This window comes from Colwellia sp. BRX8-7 (assembly GCF_014077275.1).
GTDB lineage: Bacteria > Pseudomonadota > Gammaproteobacteria > Enterobacterales > Alteromonadaceae > Colwellia_A.
The window spans coordinates 109,228-131,257 of record NZ_JACGVP010000013.1 but is presented as its reverse complement, the minus strand read 5'-3'; the positions used below and the strand labels follow the sequence as shown (position 1 = coordinate 131,257).

General features: G+C 37.7%; 18 protein-coding genes. 6 read left to right on the top strand and 12 right to left on the bottom strand.

What is annotated here, in order from left to right; all coding sequences use genetic code 11:
• Window positions 1-35: 35 nt before the first annotated feature.
• Entirely contained in the window at window positions 36-1,133 is a 1,098-nt protein-coding gene (locus tag H4J57_RS13940) for a LysM peptidoglycan-binding domain-containing protein (protein ID WP_182243349.1), read from the bottom strand.
• Between the two features lie 124 nt (window positions 1,134-1,257).
• Here H4J57_RS13940 and def point away from each other — a divergent pair, with 124 nt between their 5' ends.
• The 4 genes from def to trkA are packed head-to-tail and all read left to right on the top strand — an operon-like array spanning window position 1,258 to window position 5,530.
• Complete coding sequence (gene def / locus H4J57_RS13935) at window positions 1,258-1,767, top strand: peptide deformylase (RefSeq protein ID WP_182217482.1); 510 nt, start codon at window positions 1,258-1,260, stop codon at window positions 1,765-1,767.
• Window positions 1,768-1,802: 35 nt separating this feature from the next.
• The gene (fmt, locus tag H4J57_RS13930; RefSeq protein ID WP_182243348.1) at window positions 1,803-2,795 is read left to right on the top strand and encodes a methionyl-tRNA formyltransferase; all 993 of its coding nucleotides are present in this window, start codon (window positions 1,803-1,805) and stop codon (window positions 2,793-2,795) included.
• The gene (gene rsmB / locus H4J57_RS13925; protein ID WP_182243347.1) at window positions 2,795-4,096 is read left to right on the top strand and encodes a 16S rRNA (cytosine(967)-C(5))-methyltransferase RsmB; all 1,302 of its coding nucleotides are present in this window, start codon (window positions 2,795-2,797) and stop codon (window positions 4,094-4,096) included. The genes fmt and rsmB overlap by 1 nt, the downstream gene beginning before the upstream one ends.
• A 54-nt stretch (window positions 4,097-4,150) precedes the next feature.
• Window positions 4,151-5,530 (top strand): Trk system potassium transporter TrkA, encoded by a 1,380-nt coding sequence (gene trkA, locus H4J57_RS13920; RefSeq protein ID WP_070375275.1) that lies wholly within the window; start codon window positions 4,151-4,153, stop codon window positions 5,528-5,530.
• An 82-nt stretch (window positions 5,531-5,612) separates the two neighbouring features.
• Here trkA and H4J57_RS13915 read toward each other — a convergent pair whose 3' ends face one another.
• From H4J57_RS13915 to H4J57_RS13895, 5 genes are all read right to left on the bottom strand, one after another.
• Entirely contained in the window at window positions 5,613-7,064 is a 1,452-nt protein-coding gene (locus H4J57_RS13915; RefSeq protein WP_070375276.1) for a TrkH family potassium uptake protein, read from the bottom strand.
• Window positions 7,065-7,171: 107 nt separating this feature from the next.
• Window positions 7,172-7,531, bottom strand: a complete 360-nt coding sequence (locus H4J57_RS13910; protein ID WP_182222570.1) for a 5-carboxymethyl-2-hydroxymuconate Delta-isomerase — start codon at window positions 7,529-7,531, stop codon at window positions 7,172-7,174.
• Between the two features lie 34 nt (window positions 7,532-7,565).
• The gene (locus tag H4J57_RS13905) at window positions 7,566-8,183 is read right to left on the bottom strand and encodes a YigZ family protein (RefSeq protein WP_182243346.1); all 618 of its coding nucleotides are present in this window, start codon (window positions 8,181-8,183) and stop codon (window positions 7,566-7,568) included.
• Window positions 8,184-8,215: 32 nt separating this feature from the next.
• Window positions 8,216-9,535, bottom strand: coding sequence for a Xaa-Pro dipeptidase (gene pepQ / locus H4J57_RS13900; RefSeq protein WP_070375279.1), 1,320 nt, complete (start codon window positions 9,533-9,535; stop codon window positions 8,216-8,218).
• Between the two features lie 56 nt (window positions 9,536-9,591).
• Complete coding sequence (locus H4J57_RS13895; RefSeq protein ID WP_182243345.1) at window positions 9,592-11,511, bottom strand: transglycosylase SLT domain-containing protein; 1,920 nt, start codon at window positions 11,509-11,511, stop codon at window positions 9,592-9,594.
• A gap of 320 nt (window positions 11,512-11,831) precedes the next feature.
• Between H4J57_RS13895 and tusA the strand changes: the two genes are divergently transcribed.
• Complete coding sequence (gene tusA / locus H4J57_RS13890; protein WP_182243344.1) at window positions 11,832-12,092, top strand: sulfurtransferase TusA; 261 nt, start codon at window positions 11,832-11,834, stop codon at window positions 12,090-12,092.
• A 60-nt stretch (window positions 12,093-12,152) separates the two neighbouring features.
• Here the strand turns inward: tusA and glyS are convergent, their stop codons facing one another.
• The 6 genes from glyS to dnaA form a co-directional block, all read right to left on the bottom strand.
• Entirely contained in the window at window positions 12,153-14,219 is a 2,067-nt protein-coding gene (glyS, locus tag H4J57_RS13885; protein ID WP_182243343.1) for a glycine--tRNA ligase subunit beta, read from the bottom strand.
• The gene (glyQ, locus tag H4J57_RS13880) at window positions 14,219-15,142 is read right to left on the bottom strand and encodes a glycine--tRNA ligase subunit alpha (RefSeq protein ID WP_070375291.1); all 924 of its coding nucleotides are present in this window, start codon (window positions 15,140-15,142) and stop codon (window positions 14,219-14,221) included. The genes glyS and glyQ overlap by 1 nt, the downstream gene beginning before the upstream one ends.
• A 211-nt stretch (window positions 15,143-15,353) precedes the next feature.
• Window positions 15,354-17,798 (bottom strand): DNA topoisomerase (ATP-hydrolyzing) subunit B, encoded by a 2,445-nt coding sequence (gene gyrB / locus H4J57_RS13875; RefSeq protein WP_070375292.1) that lies wholly within the window; start codon window positions 17,796-17,798, stop codon window positions 15,354-15,356.
• A 10-nt stretch (window positions 17,799-17,808) separates the two neighbouring features.
• Window positions 17,809-18,897 (bottom strand): DNA replication/repair protein RecF, encoded by a 1,089-nt coding sequence (gene recF / locus H4J57_RS13870; RefSeq protein WP_182243342.1) that lies wholly within the window; start codon window positions 18,895-18,897, stop codon window positions 17,809-17,811.
• Window positions 18,897-20,000, bottom strand: coding sequence for a DNA polymerase III subunit beta (dnaN, locus tag H4J57_RS13865; RefSeq protein WP_070375294.1), 1,104 nt, complete (start codon window positions 19,998-20,000; stop codon window positions 18,897-18,899). The genes recF and dnaN overlap by 1 nt, the downstream gene beginning before the upstream one ends.
• Window positions 20,001-20,042: 42 nt before the next feature.
• The gene (gene dnaA, locus H4J57_RS13860; RefSeq protein WP_182243341.1) at window positions 20,043-21,398 is read right to left on the bottom strand and encodes a chromosomal replication initiator protein DnaA; all 1,356 of its coding nucleotides are present in this window, start codon (window positions 21,396-21,398) and stop codon (window positions 20,043-20,045) included.
• 475 nt (window positions 21,399-21,873) lie between these two features.
• Here dnaA and rpmH point away from each other — a divergent pair, with 475 nt between their 5' ends.
• Window positions 21,874-22,008 carry a 50S ribosomal protein L34 gene (rpmH, locus tag H4J57_RS13855; RefSeq protein WP_070375296.1) on the top strand — a complete coding sequence of 45 codons (135 nt, stop codon included), beginning with the start codon at window positions 21,874-21,876 and terminating at the stop codon, window positions 22,006-22,008.
• Window positions 22,009-22,030 lie beyond the last annotated feature (22 nt).

The window sequence follows — 22,030 nt, the reverse complement described above, 5'->3', positions numbered from 1 at the left end:
GTTTTACTTGTAAATTAAGATGAATTGCCTGTCGGTTAGTTTTCCACGGGTGAAGTAATAATATCTTGTAATCGAAGCGGTTTACTTGAACGCAGAACGAGCGCTAAACTCACTTGCTGATACACTTTAAAAATCATCATTTCGCCAACAACCTCTTCTGGCATTTTATAATCAGAGCTCTCAACATTTGCCATACGATTCCACCGTGAAGCATCTTTGCTATACGTTGGGCCGTTACTTGTTTCAACAACACCTGGGCTGATTCGTTTTACCGAAACAATATCTCCTTGCTCAACGGCATGTTCGGCGCCACGATTAATCATTACGACGTCGAGTTTTCCAAATTCACTTAACCCACTCATACTGTTGATAATTAGTCCACGTAACGACTTAGTCGCTGGCTTTAGACTAAAAAATGACGGGTATTGTTGGTTTTCATTGACGGGCAGAATGAAATCACCGGAACGAATTTCTTCTTTAACGCCATCGACATACAAGGTAGCAGGCACTTTATTGTCAATATCACCGGTGCGTAAGACTTTTCCGGTACCTACAACACTAATGTTGTAGCCTAAAAGTTCTTGTGTTTCAGGGTCATAAATAGGCTTTTCTTTCTGATATATACCATAACCTTTGCCTAACTCTAATTCGCCGTTTACATAGAGATTAAAGCCGTCAATACTAGAGTTATAACCTTCATCACTCCCTAGTATATAAGGGAGCTTTGCAATGTCATCTTCAGATAAAATGCTACTGTAATTAATATAAGGCGCAATCACGTCCAAGGATAAACTTGAAATAGCAGATTGATCTTTTAATTTAACTCGTGCTCGGGGCGACCATTTAAGTTCAGGCTTTCCTCGCACTAACATTGGTTGCCCTTTTTCGTCAAAAACTAAACGAAGCTCGTCACCAGGATAAATTAAATGAGGATTATCAATATCAGGATTCAATCGCCACAACTTTGGCCAGAGCCAAGGCTGCTTGAGAAATATTGCTGAAATATCCCACAAAGTATCCCCCTTTTTAACAAAGTAAGATTTTGGGGCATTTTTATTTAATGTTAACTCATCAGCAGTAACCAATACTGAAAAAGACAAGCAGAGTATTAACAAAAAACTACGTATTAGCATGATAGTTCGCCTATTAAACAGATATATTAAGCTTTTAGCCTAAACCACTATTATTAATTATATTTAATAGCTAAAATTGAAACATAACACTCAATGCGATATTTCGCGAATTATTTGAATATTTATGACTATTTTAAACGTACTTAGATTTCCTGACGAACGCTTGCGCACTAAAGCGTTACCTGTAGAAGATATTAACAGTGATGTACAACAAATAATTGATGACATGTTTGAGACCATGCGAGAAGAGAACGGTGTTGGTTTAGCTGCCACCCAGGTCAATATCCATCAACGTATTGTCGTCATTAATGTTTCAGAAGACGAAGACGAGTCTTATGTCTTGATTAACCCAGAAATAATTAGCCATAGTGATACGACCGAAATCAATGAAGAAGGTTGTTTATCTGTGCCCGGTTGTTACGCAAAAGTTGACCGCTACACAGAAGTTACCGTGAAAGCGCTCGATCGTGAAGGACAAGCCTTTACCTTAAATGCAACTGAGTTACTCGCAGTTTGTATACAGCATGAATTAGATCATTTAGATGGTAAGTTATTTGTTGATTATCTATCACCATTAAAACGCCAGCGGATAAAAGCAAAACTAGAAAAAGAAGCTCGTTTAGCCAACAATTAATTATTGTTTTTATTAATATAATTCGGAATAAAACTTTGTCAAAAGCTCTTAAAATTATTTTTGCTGGCACGCCAGACTTTGCTGCACAACATCTGGCGGCGCTAATTAACTCTCATCATGAAGTGGTCGCGGTTTACTGTCCACCCGATAAACGTGCTGGACGTGGTAAAAAGCTAACCGCTTGTGCTACCAAAGAACTCGCTTTATCGCATGGTATTGTTGTTGAGCAACCAGTTAATTTTAAAGACGCTGGCGATCAAGAAAAGCTAGCCAGTTATAATGCTGATATTATGGTTGTTGTCGCTTACGGCTTATTATTGCCAATGGTTATTTTAGAAGCGCCACGTTTAGGCTGTGTAAATGTACATGGCTCGATATTGCCAAAATGGCGTGGCGCCGCACCTATTCAACGTTCATTAGAGGCCGGTGATAAAGAAACAGGTGTGACGATTATGCAGATGGACAAAGGTTTAGATACCGGAGACATGATAGCTAAAGCAACCTGTGAAATTACTCAACAAGATACTAGCGCCACACTCTATGAAAAATTAGCCGATATCGGCCCTATTGCTTTACTAAGCACGCTTGATTTAATGGCTGAGAACAAGCATAGCGCCGAGCCTCAAGATAATAATTTAGCTAACTATGCGGCCAAACTTGATAAAGATGAAGCAGAATTAGATTGGCAATTACCCGCTGTAGAACTTCATCGTAAAGTTCGTGCTTATATGCCATGGCCAGTTGCACAATTTACCTTTACTAATGAAAAAAATATCGAACATCGTATTCGGGTTTGGCAAGCCAGCTATACTGATGAGGCTCATGGTTGCCTGCCTGGCACAATAATTTCGGCAAATAAAAACGGCGTTACTGTTGCTACAACTTCAGGTTCACTGTGCTTAGAGTCATTGCAATTACCCGGTAAAAAGCCAATGCCAGCGCGTGATATTTTAAACGGAAAAGCACTATGGTTTGCTGAAAACAGCCATATTAATAATTTAACTGCAAACAACATGAGTGAACAATAATGGCGACTAATATTAGAGCCCTAGCGGCAAGGTGTTGTTTTGCTGTTGTTGATAAAGGCAGAAGCCTTAGCGATGAGTTACCCAAAGCTCAAGCAAAAGTAGAAGGGAAAGATAAAGGACTTTTACAAGAACTTTGTTACGGCGTTTTACGGTATTTACCGGCACTTGAATATGACTTACGCCAGCTAATGGATAAGCCATTAAAAGGTAAACAACGGGTTGGCCACTTTCTTATTCTAGTGGGCATATATCAAGTAAAGCATACGCGTATTCCTGACCACGCGGCGGTAAGCGAAACAGTAGCAGCAACAAAACCTTTAAAGTGCGACTTTTTAAGAGGTTTAATTAATGGTGTCTTACGTAATGTTCAACGTAACCTAGCCAAAGACGATGCAGCAGAAATCGCAGCGAAGTTACCTGATCCAATAAAATATTCACACCCAAGCTGGTTTATCAAAAAGGTACAAAACGCTTACCCTGATCAATGGCAAGAAATTCTTAATGCTAATTTAGAGCGACCGCCGATGTGGTTAAGAGTCAATCAACGTCACCATAATGTGACTGAATATTTAGCTTTACTCGAGCAAGCAGAAATCCCTGTAGCACTCGTTGACGATAAATCATCAGCGATTAAACTCGTTGCTGCTGTAGATGTTAATAAGCTTCCTGGCTTTATTGATGGTTGGATCTCAGTTCAAGATGGTGCGGCTCAACAAGCCGCGATATTACTCGATACTCAAGCGGGTGACTTTGTACTTGATTGTTGTGCTGCCCCAGGTGGTAAAACTTGCCACATTCTAGAATTAACCCCTGACTTAGCAAAAATGACGGCCATTGATATTGAAGAAAGTCGTTTATTAAGAGTAGAAGAAAACTTATCGCGCCTTAACTTATCAGCCGAGGTAATTACTGCTAATGCTGCTTCACAAGAATGGTGGGATGGACAACTTTTCGACCGTATTTTACTCGACGCCCCCTGCTCGGCTACCGGTGTAATTCGTCGCCACCCCGATATAAAATGGTTGAGAAAAGCAGAAGACATTGAAAAACTGGCAATATTGCAGCAACAAATATTAAAAAACATTTGGTCTTTACTTAAACCTGGCGGTATTTTGCTTTATGCAACCTGTAGTATTTTACCCGAAGAAAATATTCAACAGATAGAAGAGTTCTTATCTGAGAATAACAATGCTAAATTAGTACCAATAACAAATGAAAAAACCGACATAGGCTGGCAAATTTTGCCAAATGAGCAATCAATGGACGGTTTTTATTACGCTAAATTAGAAAAAACAATATAGGCTCTGATGATCTTTCAACCTTGCCGCTTAAAGACTAAAAATGAAAGTTAACTTATGAAAATAATAATAATTGGCGCAGGGCAAGTGGGCGGAACATTAGCTGAAAATCTTGTTGGTGAGCGTAACGATATTACGCTCATTGATACCAATGCAGAAACCTTGCATGAATTACAAGATAAAATGGACTTGCAAGTTGTTATTGGTAATGGCTGTCACCCTGATGTATTAAAGCAAGCGGGTGCAGAGGATGCCGAGTTGGTTATCGCGGTAAGTAGTGATGATGCAACGAATATGCTCGCCTGCCAAATTTGTTATACTTTATTTAACACCGCAAATAAAATAGCCCGAATTCGTTCATCACAAATATTGCGCTACCAAAAAGAACTCTTTCAATCAAAAAACATACCCGTAGACCATGTTATTGCTCCAGAACAATTAGTTACTCGTGATATTGCGCGTTTAATTGATTACCCTGGCGCACTACAAGTCTTAGAGTTTGCCCAAGGAAAAGTCAGTTTAGTTGCCGTAAAAGCTTATTACGGGGGGTTATTGGTTGGTCATGCCCTGTCAACTTTGCGCGAACATATTCCTAATGTTGACACACGAGTAGCGGCTATTTATCGTAACGGAAAACCTATCCGTCCGCTGGGTACTACCGTTATTGAAGCAGATGATGAAGTGTTTTTTATTGCTGCCACTATCCATATTCGTGCGGTAATGAATGAACTGCAAAAACTTGAAGCTTCATATAAAAGAATTATGATCGCTGGCGGTGGTAATATAGGCGCCGGCTTAGCTAAAATCTTAGAAAAAAATCATCAAGTTAAACTTATTGAACGTTCACCAAAGCGTGCGGAATACTTAGCCTCTGAGCTCAATGATACCTTAGTTTTTATTGGTGACTCTTCCGACCAAGAACTGTTACTCGAAGAACATATTGATCAATTCGATGTGTTTATTGCGGTCACCAACGACGATGAAGCAAATATTATGTCATCTTTGTTAGCAAAACGCTTAGGTGTACGTAAAGCGATGGTGCTAATTCAGCGAAGTGCTTATATAGATTTAGTACATGGCAGCGATATCGATATTGCCGTATCACCGCAACACGCTACTATCTCGGCATTATTGACACATGTACGCCGTGGTAGTATTGATAACGTATATAGCTTACGTGGTGGTGCTGCAGAAGCGATTGAAATTATTGCTAAAGGTGATGAAAAATCTTCAAAAGTAGTCGGTAAAACCATTCAAGCAATAAAGTTGCCGCCGGGGACCACCATTGGCGCCATTGTTAGACAGGATGAAGTGTTAATTGCTCACTCTGACACCAAGATAATGTCAGAAGATCATGTTATTCTTTTCTTAGTCAATAAACGTTATATTTATGATGTAGAGAAACTTTTCCATGTTGACGCGCTAACATTTTATTAAGATAAAAAGTGAATATCGAGACATAAAAAACCCCAGATTTATCTGGGGTTTTTCGTTTCTATTATTACACTATACTCTACATCTAAGAGCGCCAGAAACCTGGAGTAAAGAGTACTAATAAAGTAAATATTTCTAATCGCCCAAAGAGCATAGCAACAATTAATACCCACTTACTGAAATCGGTGATCTCAGCAAAATTTGCGGCTACAGCACCTAAGCCTGGACCTAAGTTATTCAGACAAGCAGCCACTGCTGTAAAAGCCGTAATGTCGTCCATACCTGTGGCAAGCAGTAACAACATACAAATAATAAATACCGCAGCATAAGCTGAGAAAAAGCCCCATATCGCTTCAACAACACGATCAGGTAAAGCTTTACGACCTAATTTTATTGTAAAAACGGCTTTAGGGTGTACTAAACGGTTTAATTCTCGTAAGCCTTGTAGATATAAAAGTACCACTCGTACAACTTTCATTCCGCCACCTGTACTCCCCGCACAGCCACCAATAAAACTAGCAAAAATTAAGAGTATTGGCAGTAATGTTGGCCAATCGGCAAAGCTGGTTGTTGCAAAGCCGGCGGTGGTACTAATAGAGACTGACTGGAATAAGGCTTGGTCGAATGCTTCAAAACCATCTTCGTAAGTGCCCGTTGCTAACAGCACAATTAAACAAATGAGTGTTAAGACAAATTGGATAGCAATAAAGACTTTAAATTCTGGATCGAAGAAGTAATTTTTTAAGGAGCGACTGTGCAATACAGCAAAATGCAGCGCAAAATTTACCCCAGCGATCAGCAAGAAAAACACACAAACAAAATTTATCGCGGGGCTATTAAAATAGCCGATACTGTCGGTATGTGTAGAGTAACCCCCGATAGCAATTGTTGAGAAAGCATGACAAATGGCATCAAAGATAGACATGCCTGCTCCCCAATAGCTAATCGCACAGGCAATAGTTAAAAATAAATATATATACCATAAATGTTTTGCTGTATCGGCAATGCGCGGCGTCATTTTTGAATCTTTAACCGGTCCCGGTGTTTCAGCACGGTAAAGCTGCATACCACCAATACCTAGCATAGGTAAAACGGCAACCGCTAAAACTATAATACCCATACCGCCAAGCCACTGTAATTGCTGGCGATACCAAAGTACTGCATGCGGTAAACCATCAATCTCTTTTAAGATGGTCGCCCCAGTTGTTGTTAAGCCAGAAAATGATTCAAAAAAAGCATCTGCAACAGATAAATTAGGCTTGTCTAAGAGCAAAAGCGGCACCGCAGAGAAACTCGCCAGTACTACCCAGAATAAAACGACAATTAAAAAGCCTTCACGTGCGCGCAAGTCACTTTTTTCATTTTTAAACGGATACCAAGCAAGTAAACCTGCAAATAAGCAAAACAGAAATGCAGTCAGAAAGGAGACACCACCACCATCACGGTATAATAGTGCAATTAAAGCAGGCGGTAACATGGTTACACTCAACAGAGCAACCAGTAAGCCAAGAATTCGAATGATATTTTTTATTTGCACGAGTTAATTTTTATTATTCAGTAAAGTCATCGACCACATGTTTTTTGATGATAAAGCATAAAGATAAACACTGCGACTTTAAATCACCTATTTCGTCTTTAATTTATTCAGCTGACACGTTTATTATAAGATTCACGTTCCATATCGACTATTTCGACGCTAATTGAAATTGATTTAATAGCAAAGGAATTTAGATGACTTAACACGAGTTTAGATAGCTCTTGCCTTTGTTCTAAATTGCGACCTGACAGGATTTTGCAACAAACATGAATAAACCTTTGTTGATTATTGCTAGTTTGACTTTCATTTCCCACAGTAAAATATGTAAAGGGTGTTGCTCTTACTTTAATATCAGTCGGAGAAAATAATAAAGACTTAACTGCTCCTGCAAAAACGGCAGACATAATTTCTTTAATATCTAGTTCTTGAGCCAGTTCTTGTGAATATTCGATAATACAATGTGGCATGAGGGTGTCCTTTTTTATCTGATATTATCTTATATTACGGGTCAGTAGACCTAAGGGTTAATAACCCGGCAGAAAGCGTTTGTAATTGTTGCTTAACTTTTGTTAGTTGTTCTTCAGGTAACGCTATAATCAATTCTACTTGAGCGGCAAAGTCTTGTTGAATAATTTCACCCTTAGCTTGTTCAACAAAATACAAGACATCGTTTATCTGTCCGTAATCGCACGTTAATTGCTTTTCTACCATAGGAACTTTTGTACTTGTTTCTACTAACAATAATGCTTGACGAACACTGCCACCATAAGCCCGTTGTAACCCACCCGTACCGAGCTTAGTACCGCCAAAATAACGAACAACTATTGCACATAACTCACCAACATCACCTCCTTGTAAAACAGCTAACATCGGTCGTCCTGCTGTACCCGAAGGTTCACCATCATCAGAAGAGCCATAACCTTGGCTATCATCTGGTTTTCCTGTGAGAAATGCATAGCAATGATGGCTTGCTTGAGGATGTAATTTTCGACACTTAATTAATTGTTCTTTTGCATCTTCATGGCTTGTACATGGGGAAATAAAACAAATAAAACGACTACGGCTAACGATTGTTTCATCAACAATACTGTTAGCCGCTACTTTGTAAGGTTTGTTCATAAAATATAAAGTCGTAAATATAGTCTTAAGGGTTATTTCAACTCTAATTCACGGGTCATATTTTCGTTATGCAATTGATGAACAATAATATTATCTTCAATACGAATGCCACCAAATGGACGCATAGCCTCTATTTTTTCCCAATTTATCATTTTGCCATTTTTTGAAGCTTTAAGATCGGCCAATAATGATTCAATAAAATATAAGCCTGGTTCAATGGTAAACACTTGATTACTTTCAATAATACGTGAAGTACGTAAAAAAGGATGTTGTTCTGGTGTATTAGCATGAGTACCGCGTTCATCGGCCATAAAGCCGCCAACATCATGAGTTTGTAAGCCTAAATGATGACCTAAACCATGCGGAAAGAAGGTTGAAATAATACCCGTTTCAACTGCTGTATCAACATCAACATTAATAAAGCCAAATTCATGTAAGACATTACCAATATCACGATAGGTTTCAATATGTAAATCGACATAGCTTTTCCCGGGTTTTAAGCCATCAACAGCATTGAGCATCAATTTGTTCATACGGGCAATCAATTCAGCAAACTTATCTCGTTTAAATGAATAAGTACGTGTTATATCAGAGGCATAACCATTAAAGCTTGCGCCTGCATCAATTAAAAATGAACGATGTGCTTGCGGTACACCACGGTCTAAAGCGGTGTAATGTAAAATTGAGGTATTCGTGTTCAGTGCAACAATATTGCCATAAGGTGTTTCGTCACCGGTATGATTGGTTGCTTTTAAATAGGCTTGCTGAATATCAAACTCTGACGAGCCTTGCAAGAAAGCGCTTTTTGCCGCTTTATGACCAGTAACAGCAATCGCGTTCGACTTACGTAAACACTCTTGTTCATATTGCGTTTTATAAGCGCGATGATAATGTATGTAATTGAGTAAAGGCTCAGGGTTTATATTTTTAAATCCTAGCGCTTTTGCTACTTCGATATGTTCGCCTATGTAGGCAAAATCGGTTTTATCATAGGGTAGCAATTTCTCAACATCAGTCGCTTTGGTCAGCACTTTAACATCAAAAAAATCATTCCAATAGTCATTAGCTAAAGGTGTAATTTTATGCCAAAAATCAACAGGTTGGTAATAGATAAGTGTTGGTTTATCTTCACCATTAATAATCAACCAGCAATTGGGAATATTCACTAATGGTAACCAAGCTTTAAAATGAGGATTCACTTTAAAGGGGTAACCATAATCATCGAGAAATACTTTAATTTCTTGACCAGAATGAATCACTAAACCTTGTAGATTCTCACGTTTTAAAACAGACTTCGACCGTTGCTGAAGTTCGCTAATATGGGCTGGGTAAAGTGTTGCTAATTTGATCATTGATCGCGCCTCTGAAAATTTTCCAATATCATATCATACTCTTCTAACGTTTGAATTTACTGAGCAATACTCATCGTAAATATCTGATCAAAGAGTGATACATCCTGCCCTACTTTTATTTGATATATTTCTTGATACGCCATAACACTTTTCACATACTCACGTGTTTCTTTATAGGGAATCGTCTCTATCCAAATATCCGCTGGCATAGGCTCCAAGCCTTTTAACCAACTCCGAACACGATACGGACCGGCATTATAAGCTGCTGTAGCAAGCACTTGATTACCATCATGTCGGTCAAGTAAACGCTTTAAATACTTTGTACCTAGCTTTATATTGTCTTTCGCATTCAATAAACGCTTGTTAGTCACTTTACGCTTCTGTAAATGTTTAGCTGTTGCGGGCATAACTTGCATTAACCCCTTTGCGCCTGCGGGTGAGTTAGCATCGGCCATAAATGAGCTCTCTCTGCGCGCTATTGCAAATGCCCAGGCAGGGTTTATTTTGTAAATTCCGGATGAATGCGTTATTTCATCAGCAAATGCTAATGGAAAACGTAAATCAACATCATTCAAATAACCCACTTTAGATAAGGTAAAAATGGCACGATCAAACCACTGTGCTTCATAAGCTATTCTTGATGCGGCCAATTTTTCTCGATCACTTAACTGCGATAACCAATAATTCCATTCAAGCCGAGCTTGATGAAAACGTCCAATATGGAAGAATTCAAAAGCCCGCTTTGCTGCTGGGTTTTTCAATAAGTCGACTTTTTCAGCATTAGTAATCGCTAATGGATAATTTTGTAGGTTAACACTTTGCTTTATAGCACTTGCGGCAAGGAACCCATAGTAATGACGTTTATTCGCTAGTTCACTTAATACTTCATGCCCTAGTGCTGTTTCTCCAGTTTCAAGTAGGCTACGTCCATACCAGTAGCGCCATTGATTTTTCTGGTGTAATGTTTCAGGTAGTGCCCTTAAATCAGCTTTAATCGCTGGCCAATCTTGAGCTCTAAGTAGATCAGCCATTCTCCATTGCACAATGTTTGTCGACTGCAGTTTCTCATCCACTTTAGCTAGCCATGTCGCTGAGCTTTTATGGTTTTTACTGGCTAACGCAATAGCGAATTTTAAAACAATTTGCTGTTGTTGTGCTTCTGAAAAAGGTAATACTTCGATAGCCTTACTATATGTCTTTAACGCTTTTTCAGAGTCACGCCAAATTAAACGTTTTAAACCATAAGCGGCAATAGAGGCTTCTTTAACGGATTTCTGTGGAAAGCGTTTCATATTGCTAATGTAGGCAGGATCACGTCGCACTTTATGCCATAAGCTGCCTAAATACTGATCTTTTTTTGGTAGTAGTTGAGTCAAATAAGGGATTAAGGTGTGTTTACCTCCATCTGCAGCCAGAGCTATACGTTGCCATATACGTTCATCGGTTCTATAACCTGCTTTTTGCCAAAGAGTAAAAAGTGGATCACACACTTTCGGCTGAGACTTTCCTACCACCCATAGTTTAGTGACTTCAGGTAAAATTTTTGACTCCGCCACGCCTGATTGTAATTGATAACGATAATACTGACAGGTTAATTCCACATCAGAGGTCGGCTTAAAGAAGTCCTGAAATAATAATGCGTTGTCTTGTTTAACTAAATAGTTCAGCCATTTTTTACGTAGTGGCCAGTCGAGTGGTGATCCGCGATATGTTTCAAGGAACTGACTAATTTCACCTGTATATGACATATTCATACCATGCATTAATCGTTGCTGATCTAAGTAAGGCTGCAATGGGTAATAGTGTAACTGCTGATACAAGGTTTGATAATGCAATGAATTGGGTTGCCAGACGTACTTTTCTGCTTCTTGAAATGCATCACGAATACTGGTTTGACTTATTGATGTTGTTGCACTAATTGTACTTGAGAGGAAAAGTGAGAATATTATTAACACTGACGATGTTAAACGAAACATAGCGTTACCTTAATTATAAGAAAATTTACTTCCCTTGGCCGTTAATTGACCCGTTCTACCTAAAAATATTTCTGTTTACATCTGTAACTCTACCCTTAACAGACTAGTTAGCAGTTACCCTTAATTTTTCATGCATAGCCCAACAAAGCAAGTGAAATTAGCATTCTGTAATGCTTGATACTTATCATCAATAAATTAGCTTTTAAAGTCGTTACAAGGTAATGATAATTTAGTTTTTATAAATTAAATTTAGTCTTGATACCCTGCTTTCATTTTTTTTGCTAACATTGCCTTATTAATTATCTCCTTTGTATATCACCATGAATAATAACCCTGAAGATGTTTTCAAAAATCCCGACCATTTATTAGATGCTGTTGGGTTACGTTGCCCAGAGCCCGTCATGATGGTAAGGAAATCGATTCGAAAAATTTCCGCTCAAGAAACTTTATTAATAACGGCAGACGACCCTTCCACAACTAGAGATATACCCAGTTTTTGTCGTTTTATGGATCATGAACTTATCGCCCAACAAACTCATAAAAAACCTTTCCTTTATTTGATCAAAAAAGGGAAAGCTTAACACTTTCCCTTTTTAAATATTCAGCACCAATAAGTAAGTGTCGATACGACTAACGCTTACCTATTGTAAAAGTGCAACATCAGCAATGGCAAAGAAACTATTCCTAATTTCATTTAATAGCGTTAAACGATTAGTTTTTATCGCTTCATCGTCAGCCATCACCATAACATTATCAAAAAAGTTGTCTATCGGTGCTTTTAAACAAGCAAGCTCTGTTAATGCCGCCTGGTAATCTTTTGCCAACATCATCGGTGCAATCGTAGCTTTCACTTCATTAAATGCTTCAGCTAACGCTTTTTCTTGTGTCTCAGTGGCTAAATCAGCTTTAAACGTTGGGTAAAGTTCACCGCTAAATTTAGCTAAAATATTACCAACACGTTTATTAGCGGCAGCTAGTGTTGCGGCTTGTTCCAATGATTTAAAGTGACTTACCGCTTTAATACGTTTTTCAAAGTCTAAAGGTTCAGTTGGCGCATTGGCTAATACTGCTTGAATAACGTCAACTGATATACCTTGCTCTTGGTAATAGGCTCTAAATCTACCCAAAACAAAATCAACAACTTGGACATTAACGTTTTCATTTGAAAGTTTTTCACCGTATAAACTAACACTCTCTTCAATTAAAGTGTTGATATCTAATGGTAATTTTTTCTCGATGATAATTCGAATCAAACCAATTGCCGCACGACGTAACGCAAAAGGGTCTTTATCACCTTTAGGAGCTTGGTTAATACCAAAAATCCCCACTAAGCTGTCAATTTTATCAGCAATAGCGACTGCACAACCAATATTACCTTCAGGTAAGGCATCACCCGCATAACGAGGTCTATATTGATCTTCTAAGGCCTGAGCAACTTCAGGTGCTTCGCCATCATTCTCAGCGTAATATTTACCCATAGTACCTTGTACTTGAGGAAACTCTAAAACCATATCAGACATCAAATCAGTTTTACTGAGTAAACCTGCTCGTTTTGCTTGTTCCGTGTTCTCGCCTATTTGTCTGGCAATAACTGCGCTTAATGAAGCAATACGTTCAGATTTCTCTTTTAATGTTCCTAACTGTTTCTGAAATAATACCGATGATAAACTTTCTAAACGTGACGCTAACGTTTTGCTCTTATCCGTTTTAAAGAAAAACTCCGCATCTGCCAAGCGTGGACGAATGACTTTTTCATTGCCCTTAATCACTTGAATAGGGTCTTTACTTTCAATGTTGGTTACAAAAATAAACTTATTTAATAACTGACCATTTTTATCATTTACCGGAAAGTATTTTTGGTGATCTTTCATTGAATAAATAAGTGGTTCAGCGGGAACATCTAAAAAGGCTTTGTCAAAACTACCAATTAATATTACCGGCCATTCAACTAAACCAGTAACTTCTTCCAATAACTCATCGTCAATTAATGCAATCCCATCTAATTGCTGAGCGGCTTTATTAATTTCTGACAAAATTAATGCTTGGCGCTCTTGGTAATTAACTTGAACGAATGCCGACGTTAATTTGTCTTCGTATTCATTTGCATGCGCTAAAGTAACGAAACCTTCATGATGAAAACGATGTCCCGTGACAACATTACTTGAACTTACTTCTAAAGTTTCACCGGCAATGATTTCTGCGCCAAACATTATGGTCAAGGTATGGACTGGGCGAATAAATTGAGTACGAGTACTGCCCCAACGCATAGGTTTAGGAACAGGTAGTTTACTTACCGCAATATTGACCATAGCAGGAATTAACTCTGCTATGGTTTTTCCTGTTTGTGTCGCACGATGTAATAACCATTCACCTTTGTCGGTCTTTAAGCGCTGAGCTTCTTCAACACTAATACCATTGGAACGTGCCCAACCTTGCGCGGCTTTGCTAGGATTGCCTTCTGCATCAAATGCTACATCAATGGCTGGACCCCGTTTTTCAATTTCTTTATCGGCCTGTTTTTCAACTAACTGACTGACCTTTACCGCTAAACGACGTGGTGTAGCAAACCATTGAATATCTTCGTAAGTTAAACCTGCGCTATCTAGTTGATCTTTTATTTGCTGATAAAATGTAACGGCAAGATTTTTTAATGACTTCGGTGGTAATTCTTCAGTACCTAGCTCTATTAGTAGTGTTTCTGTGTTCATTATGATTTCCCACCAGCAGTATTATTATTTTTACAAAGAGGAAAACCTAATTCTTCACGCTTATCGTAATAAGCCTGTGCACAAGCTTTTGATAATGTTCTGACTCTTAGTATATAACGTTGGCGTTCGGTCACTGAAATAGCGTGACGAGCGTCTAATAGGTTAAAGGCGTGTGAGGCTTTCATAACTTGCTCGTAAGCGGGTAATGCTAAACCTGCTGCAATTAACTTCTGGCTATCTTTTTCACATTGATCAAAAGTATTAAACAAAGCATCGACATCTGCATGTTCAAAATTATACGTTGACTGCTCAACCTCATTTTGATGAAAAACATCACCATAAAGTACAGTACCCATAGGACCATCAGCCCATACTAGGTCATAGATACTATCAACATTTTGAATATACATAGCTAAGCGTTCTAAGCCATAGGTTATCTCACCTGTGACTGGCGTACACTCTAAGCCACCTACTTGTTGGAAGTAAGTAAATTGTGATACTTCCATACCGTTTAACCAAATCTCCCATCCTAATCCCCACGCGCCTAGCGTTGGTGATTCCCAGTTGTCTTCAACAAAGCGGATATCATGAACTAGAGGATCAATGCCCAGTTCTTTTAAAGAATTTAAGTATAATTCTTGAATATTTTTCGGCGAAGGTTTTAACATGACTTGGAATTGATAGTAATGTTGTAAACGATTAGGGTTTTCACCATAACGGCCATCAGTTGGACGGCGACAAGGTTGAACATAAGCACTGCTCATTGGCTCAGGACCAATAGAACGTAAAAATGTCATTGGGTGAAAAGTACCAGCGCCTACTTCAAGATCAAGCGGTTGTACGATGACACAACCTTGTCGTGACCAGTAGTCTTGCAACTGAAAGATTAATCCTTGAAATGTTTTTATATTGAACGTACTCATAATTTTCCGATTCATTATTCGTGTGAGTTTTACCGATAACGGCTAATGATATTAAGTATACCGATTGCATTATTATTAACCTAGTAACAAGTTAACAAACTTTGAGTTTTTACTCAGTAATCAATTTACTTTAACTATTACCGTATTGCAGAATGTTAAAATGCCCAGATTTGATGTCCGGGCATTTATAATTTTAAAATAACGCGCTTAACTATATATCTAAGTTAGCTACATTTAACGCATTCGCTTCAATGAAGTTTCTACGTGGTTCAACATGATCACCCATTAATGTAGTGAACAATAAATCCGCGGCAATAGCATCTTCAATGGTAACTTGTAACATACGACGAGTTTCAGGATCCATGGTGGTTTCCCATAACTGGCTTGGGTTCATTTCACCCAATCCTTTATAACGTTGTATATACTGACCACGTTTAGATTCAGCCATTAACCATGTTAGTGCGTCTTCAAAAGTAGTAACCGTTTTAATTTTTTCACCACGTTTAACATAACCACCTTCTTCAATGAGACCATTGATAGCAGTATTTAAACCAAAAATAGTTTCAAATTCTTTTGAATGAATGAATTCATAACCACAATCATAAATATGATCAATACCATGTTGGCGAACGTTAAAACTTGGATAGTAGATATTTCTTTCTTGGTCATGCTTAATATCTGCAGAATAGATAGAACCATTACCATCTTGTTCGTCTAATTGTGCGACTAAGTCACCAACCCATGCTTCTACTAACGCTTTATCATGAAAATCAGTTTTAACAATTTCTCTGCTGTAGATCATTTTTTCTAATATATCAGCAGGTATTTGACGTGAAACACGCTTAATAATGTCATGCGTTTTACGATACTGTTTCACTAACTGTTCTAAAGCTAAGCCTGAAATAGCTGGTGCTGATTCATTAACATAAATCTCGGCACTATCTAGAGCTAACGTTGTTAAGTACTCTGTTAAGCCGTCATCATCTTTAATGTAACGCTCTTGCTTACCTTTTTTCACTTTATAAAGTGGTGGTTGAGCAATAAAGATATGACCACGTTCCATTATTTCTGGCATTTGACGATAGAAAAACGTCAGTAATAATGTACGTATGTGAGAACCATCGACATCGGCATCGGTCATAATGATGATACTGTGATAACGAAGTTTTTCTGGATTATATTCATCGCGACCAATACCACAACCTAAGGCGGTGATTAATGTTCCAACTTCTTGTGATGAAATCATTTTATCAAAACGTGCTTTCTCAACGTTAAGAATTTTACCTTTCAACGGTAATATTGCTTGGTTTCTACGATTTCGCCCCTGCTTGGCAGAGCCGCCAGCAGAGTCTCCTTCGACAATATATAGTTCAGAAAGAGCAGGATCTTTTTCCTGACAATCAGCTAATTTACCCGGTAAGCCAGCAATATCTAATGCACCTTTACGGCGCGTCATTTCACGGGCTTTACGAGCAGCTTCTCGCGCTCTAGCTGCATCAACAATCTTCATGATAATAGTACGAGCAACAGAAGGTTTTTCTAAAAGGTATTCACCAAGTTTTTCGCCCATCGCTTGTTCAACAGCTGTTTTTACTTCTGAAGATACCAATTTATCTTTGGTCTGCGATGAGAACTTAGGATCAGGAACTTTAACCGATATTACCGCGGTTAATCCTTCACGAGCGTCATCACCCGAAGCACTTGTTTCTGTGCTACCACCTTTCTTCGTTTTATTAAGGCCTTCTTTAACCATGTAACTATTTAGTGTACGTGTTAAAGCAGTACGGAAACCGCTTAAGTGAGTACCACCATCACGTTGAGGAATATTGTTAGTAAAACAATGAATACTTTCTTGGAAACCATCATTCCATTGCATAGCAACTTCAACAATAATGCCGTCTTCACGCGCTAAATCAAAATAGAATATTTCTTCATTGACGGGTGTTTTATTGGTATTAAGGTAATCGACGAAAGCTTGAATACCACCATCAAATTTAAAATGGTCTTCTTTGCCTTTTTCACGTTCATCAATTAAACGAATTGAAATACCAGAGTTTAAGAAAGATAACTCACGGATACGTTTAACTAATAAGTCATAGTGAAATAAAATATCTGTGAAGGTATTTTCACTTGGCCAAAAACGTACTTCAGTACCTGTTTTATCACTAACACCAACTTCAGCTAAAGGAGCTTCAGCAACACCTTCGTGATATATCTGCTCAAATAATTTACCTGCTCGGCGAATATTCAGTTTCAGCTTACTACTTAAAGCATTTACTACAGAAATACCAACACCATGAAGACCACCTGAAACTTTATAGCCAGAGTCTTCACCACCGAATTTACCACCAGCATGAAGTACTGTCATGATAACTTCAGCAGCAGAAATACCTTCTTCAGGGTGAATGTCAGTTGGAATACCACGACCATCATCTCTAACCGATACAGAGCCGTCTATGTGTATTTTAACAACAATTTCAGTACAATGACCTGCTAAGGCTTCATCGATAGAATTATCTAAAACTTCAAATACCATATGATGCAAGCCACTGCCATCATCCGTGTCACCAATGTACATTCCTGGTCTTTTACGTACAGCATCAAGTCCTTTTAGAACTTTGATACTGTCTGAGCCGTATTCATTTTCTACTGTCATAGCGTATAGCCTATTTACCTATTGCTGAGATTTGTCCATGTTTCACGTGAAACATCTTATAATTATTATCAGTAGGAACCAAGGGTTCTACTGCGATTTTATCAATTGCCGTGATGATAACTTGGCAGTCTAATTTATTTATCGCGTTGTTTAATAAGGTTCTAGAATTTAAATCTAGTTCCGCACCAACATCGTCAATTAATAAAATTGGTTTTACTCGCTTAACTTTTTCTATTAACTTAGCTTGCGCAAAAGTTAACGCCAGTAAAAACAACTTTTGTTGGCCACGTGATAACTGATTGTCGATCACCACATTACCCGTTAAAAATTTCACATCAAACTTTTGTGCACCGTATAAACTAAAGCCTGCTTTTTTTTCTCTCTCTCTATTTTGTAATAACACATCACTCAATGTTTTTTTACTATTCCAACCTTGGCTATAAGATATCGATATACCTTCAGCTAAACTAGGCAACATCAACTCTAACCAAGGTTGAAGCTCTAAAGAAAGCTCCTTAATATATTCGTCACGTAATTTTGCAACCCTTACCGATGACTCGCAGAATACTTGGCTCCAATAATCTAAGGTATCAACATCAGACCTATTACGTAAACAAGCATTTCTTTGTTTTAGTATTCTTGAAAATTCTTTCCAACAATCTGAAAATGAATGTTTCACGTGAAACAATCCTAAATCAATGAAACGTCTTCTTTGTTTCGGTCCACCAAAAAATAATTTAAAACTTTCTGGTGTAATAACTTGTACCGCAATATTTATTGCTAATTGAGAAAGCTGTCTATGCTTTTCTCCAGCAATTTTAATTTCTGTTAAGCCGGTAGCAAAATCTTTGGCAACACCTAACTGTAATCCTTTATCGTCTTTAGCACTAACAATGAATTTACTTTTATTGTGAGTGACTAAATTTTCAACTTGCGACGTTCTAAAAGACTTACCATGACCCAAGTAAAAAATAGCTTCAAGTAAACTGCTTTTACCACTGCCGTTATCACCGATAATAAAATTTATATTATCGTTTAATTCAATGGTATCTGCTGCTAAATTTCTAAAATCATAAGCGGTAAGTTTTTCTATACTCATTAAAGTCGCATTGGCATAACAACATAAATAGCTTCGTTACTTTCAGCACCTTCGATAACTACACTACTATTTGCATCGGCTAAAGTAAATTTAACCTCAGGCTCTTTTATTGCGTTTAGAACATCTAGAACATAATTTACGTTGAAACCTATTTCAACTTCCTCGTAAGGAAAATCAATTTCTAATATTTCTTCTGCCTGTTCTTGTTCAGGATTATTAGCGGTAATTTTTAATTCGTGTTTAGAAAAATTAAGACGGACACCTTTAAACTTATCATTAGATAATATCGAAGCGCGGGATAATAGTTGTCGTAAATTTTCTTTACTGGTGTTGAGTACTTTATCACCATTGCGTGGTAAAACACGACGATAGTCAGGAAAACGACCATCAACTAATTTACTGGTAAATGAAAAGCCACTATCAATAATACGAATATGATTTGAGCCTAAAAAGACTTGAACGTTTTCTTCGACTGGGTCAAGTAAACGAATAATTTCTAAGATACCTTTACGAGGCACAATAACTTGTCTAGACGGCAGTGTTAATTCATTAGACGAAATTTTACATATCGCTAAACGGTGACCGTCAGTAGCTACAGAGCGAATTTCGTTACCTTCTGTCTCTATAGACATACCGTTAAGGTAGTACCTAACATCTTGATTTGCCATAGAAAAATGAGTACTTTCTATTAATCGAAGCAAGTCAGATTTAAATATTTGAAATTCAACATCACCTTTCCACTCTTCTATATTAGGAAAGTCAGCAGCAGGTAGCGTTGCTAAAGAATATTTACTTCTACCGGTACTGATAATGATTGCTTCATTATTCGATTCAAAAGATAACATTGAATCTTCGGGTAAACTTTTACAGATATCGAGAAGCTTGCGGGCGGGAATAGTAATTTTTCCATCCTCACCTTGGTTATCTATTTGCGTACTAGATACCATTTCAAGCTCTAAATCAGTGGCTGTTAACGTAAGTGACTGCCCACTTATATCTAAAAGAATATTACCAAGGATAGGTAATGTACTTTTACGTTCTACGGCACCAGAAACCAATAAAAGTGGTTTCAGTAATAATTCCCTATTTAATGAAAACTTCATTTATCTACCTATCTTTTTATGTACTTATTATTATAACGAAAGCTATGACGAAAGTGTTCTAGTTAAATTAGAATAATCTTCCTTAATGTCATGCGACTCTTCGCGTAACGCTTTAACTTTTCGACATGCATGGAGAACAGTCGTATGATCTCGCCCACCGTAGGCATCTCCTATCTCAGGTAAACTATGATTAGTTAACTCTTTAGATAATGCCATTGCAATTTGTCTAGGTCTAGCAACAGATCTATTTCTACGTTTTGAAAGTAGATCGGCCACTTTAATTTTATAATATTCTGCAACAGTTCGTTGGATATTATCGATAGTAACTAACTTGTCTTGTAAGGCAAGCAAATCTCGTAATGCTTCGCGGACAAAATCAATAGTAATTGGCCGGCCAGTAAAATTAGCATTAGCAATAACGCGATTCAATGCCCCTTCTAATTCACGAACATTAGAACGTAAACGTTTAGCAATAAAAAACGCAACTTCATCAGCCAAATTAATATGACTTTCTTGTGCTTTACGCTTAAGAATGGCGACACGTGTTTCTAGTTCGGGTGGTTCTATTGCTATCGTTAATCCCCAACCGAAGCGAGATTTAAGTCTGTCTTCAACATCGACTTCTTTAGGATAACGGTCGCTGGTTAAAATAATTTGTTGATTGCCTTCAAGCAAGGCATTAAAAGTGTGAAAAAATTCTTCTTGGGTACGATCTTTACCGGCAAAGAATTGAATATCATCTATCAGTAATGCATCGACACTACGGTAGTAATGCTTAAATTTTTCCATCGCATTATTTTGTAACGCACGCACCATATCTTGAACAAAACGTTCAGAGTGCATATAGGCGATCTTTGCATTAGGTTTATTCAGTAAAATACCATTACCAACAGCGTGTAATAAATGGGTTTTACCTAACCCTGTACCGCCATAAATAAATAAAGGGTTATAAGCAGAACCAGGATTATCAGCAACTTGAGAAGCGGCAGCACGTGCTAATTGGTTAGACTTACCTTCAACGAAATTGTCAAAGGTATATTTAACTCTAACATTGGTCGTTTTAGGTAAATTACTTTGTGGCTCTTCTCGTTTTTTATTGGAGGTAACAAGTTGAGGAATAGTATTAATAATATTCTGAGAGCTACTTTGGTTTGGAATACTGCCAACATCAAACCTGAGTAAAGGAGGATTTGTACTTTCTTGCAAAGTGACCAATTCATTTATACGACTTACATACTTATCTCGAACCCAATCAAGCACAAAACGATTAGGCGCATATAAAGTCATGATATTATCGGCAATAACACACTGTAATGGACGTATCCACATACTAAATTGCTGTGCAGGCAATTCTTCTTGTAGAACTGAAAGGCATCGCTGCCAAAGTGAATGATCCAACCAAATGCTCCTGAAATTACGCTATCTTTTGTTAAATCATCTTTTAACTAATATGACAAATAAAACAAAAGTCGGTAAATATGGTATTTTGTAATGTGTCTATTATCACCATAGTTATCCACAACATCAATATTGACTTTTAAATAGTTGCCCTTTTAGAGAAAATAAATAAAAAAAACCACACATAAGCAATTAAAACGGTCTTCTTAGACTAATTTACTGCTAAAATATCGTTTACATATTATTTAGCTATTAGTGGCAATTGCTTATATTATTATGGAAATTATTTGATCAAATGTTATAAAACTGTGGATATAAATAATTAACCTAAAGATCTATTAGGATCTTTTTAAAATAGATTACTATAAGCATTGACAACACCTGCTACAAACTATAAAATTCGGCCTCTTTTTTTAGAACCAGTGTGCTCAATACGGCTGTTTGCCAGGGCAACAACAACAGACGGATGAGCGTAATGAAAAGAACATTTCAACCTAGTGTATTAAAGCGTAAACGCAACCACGGTTTCCGTGCACGTATGGCTACAAAAAACGGTCGTGCAGTAATTTCACGTCGTCGTGCGAAAGGCCGTAAAAGCCTTAGCGCATAATCTCTTCTTTAATCTTTAATTA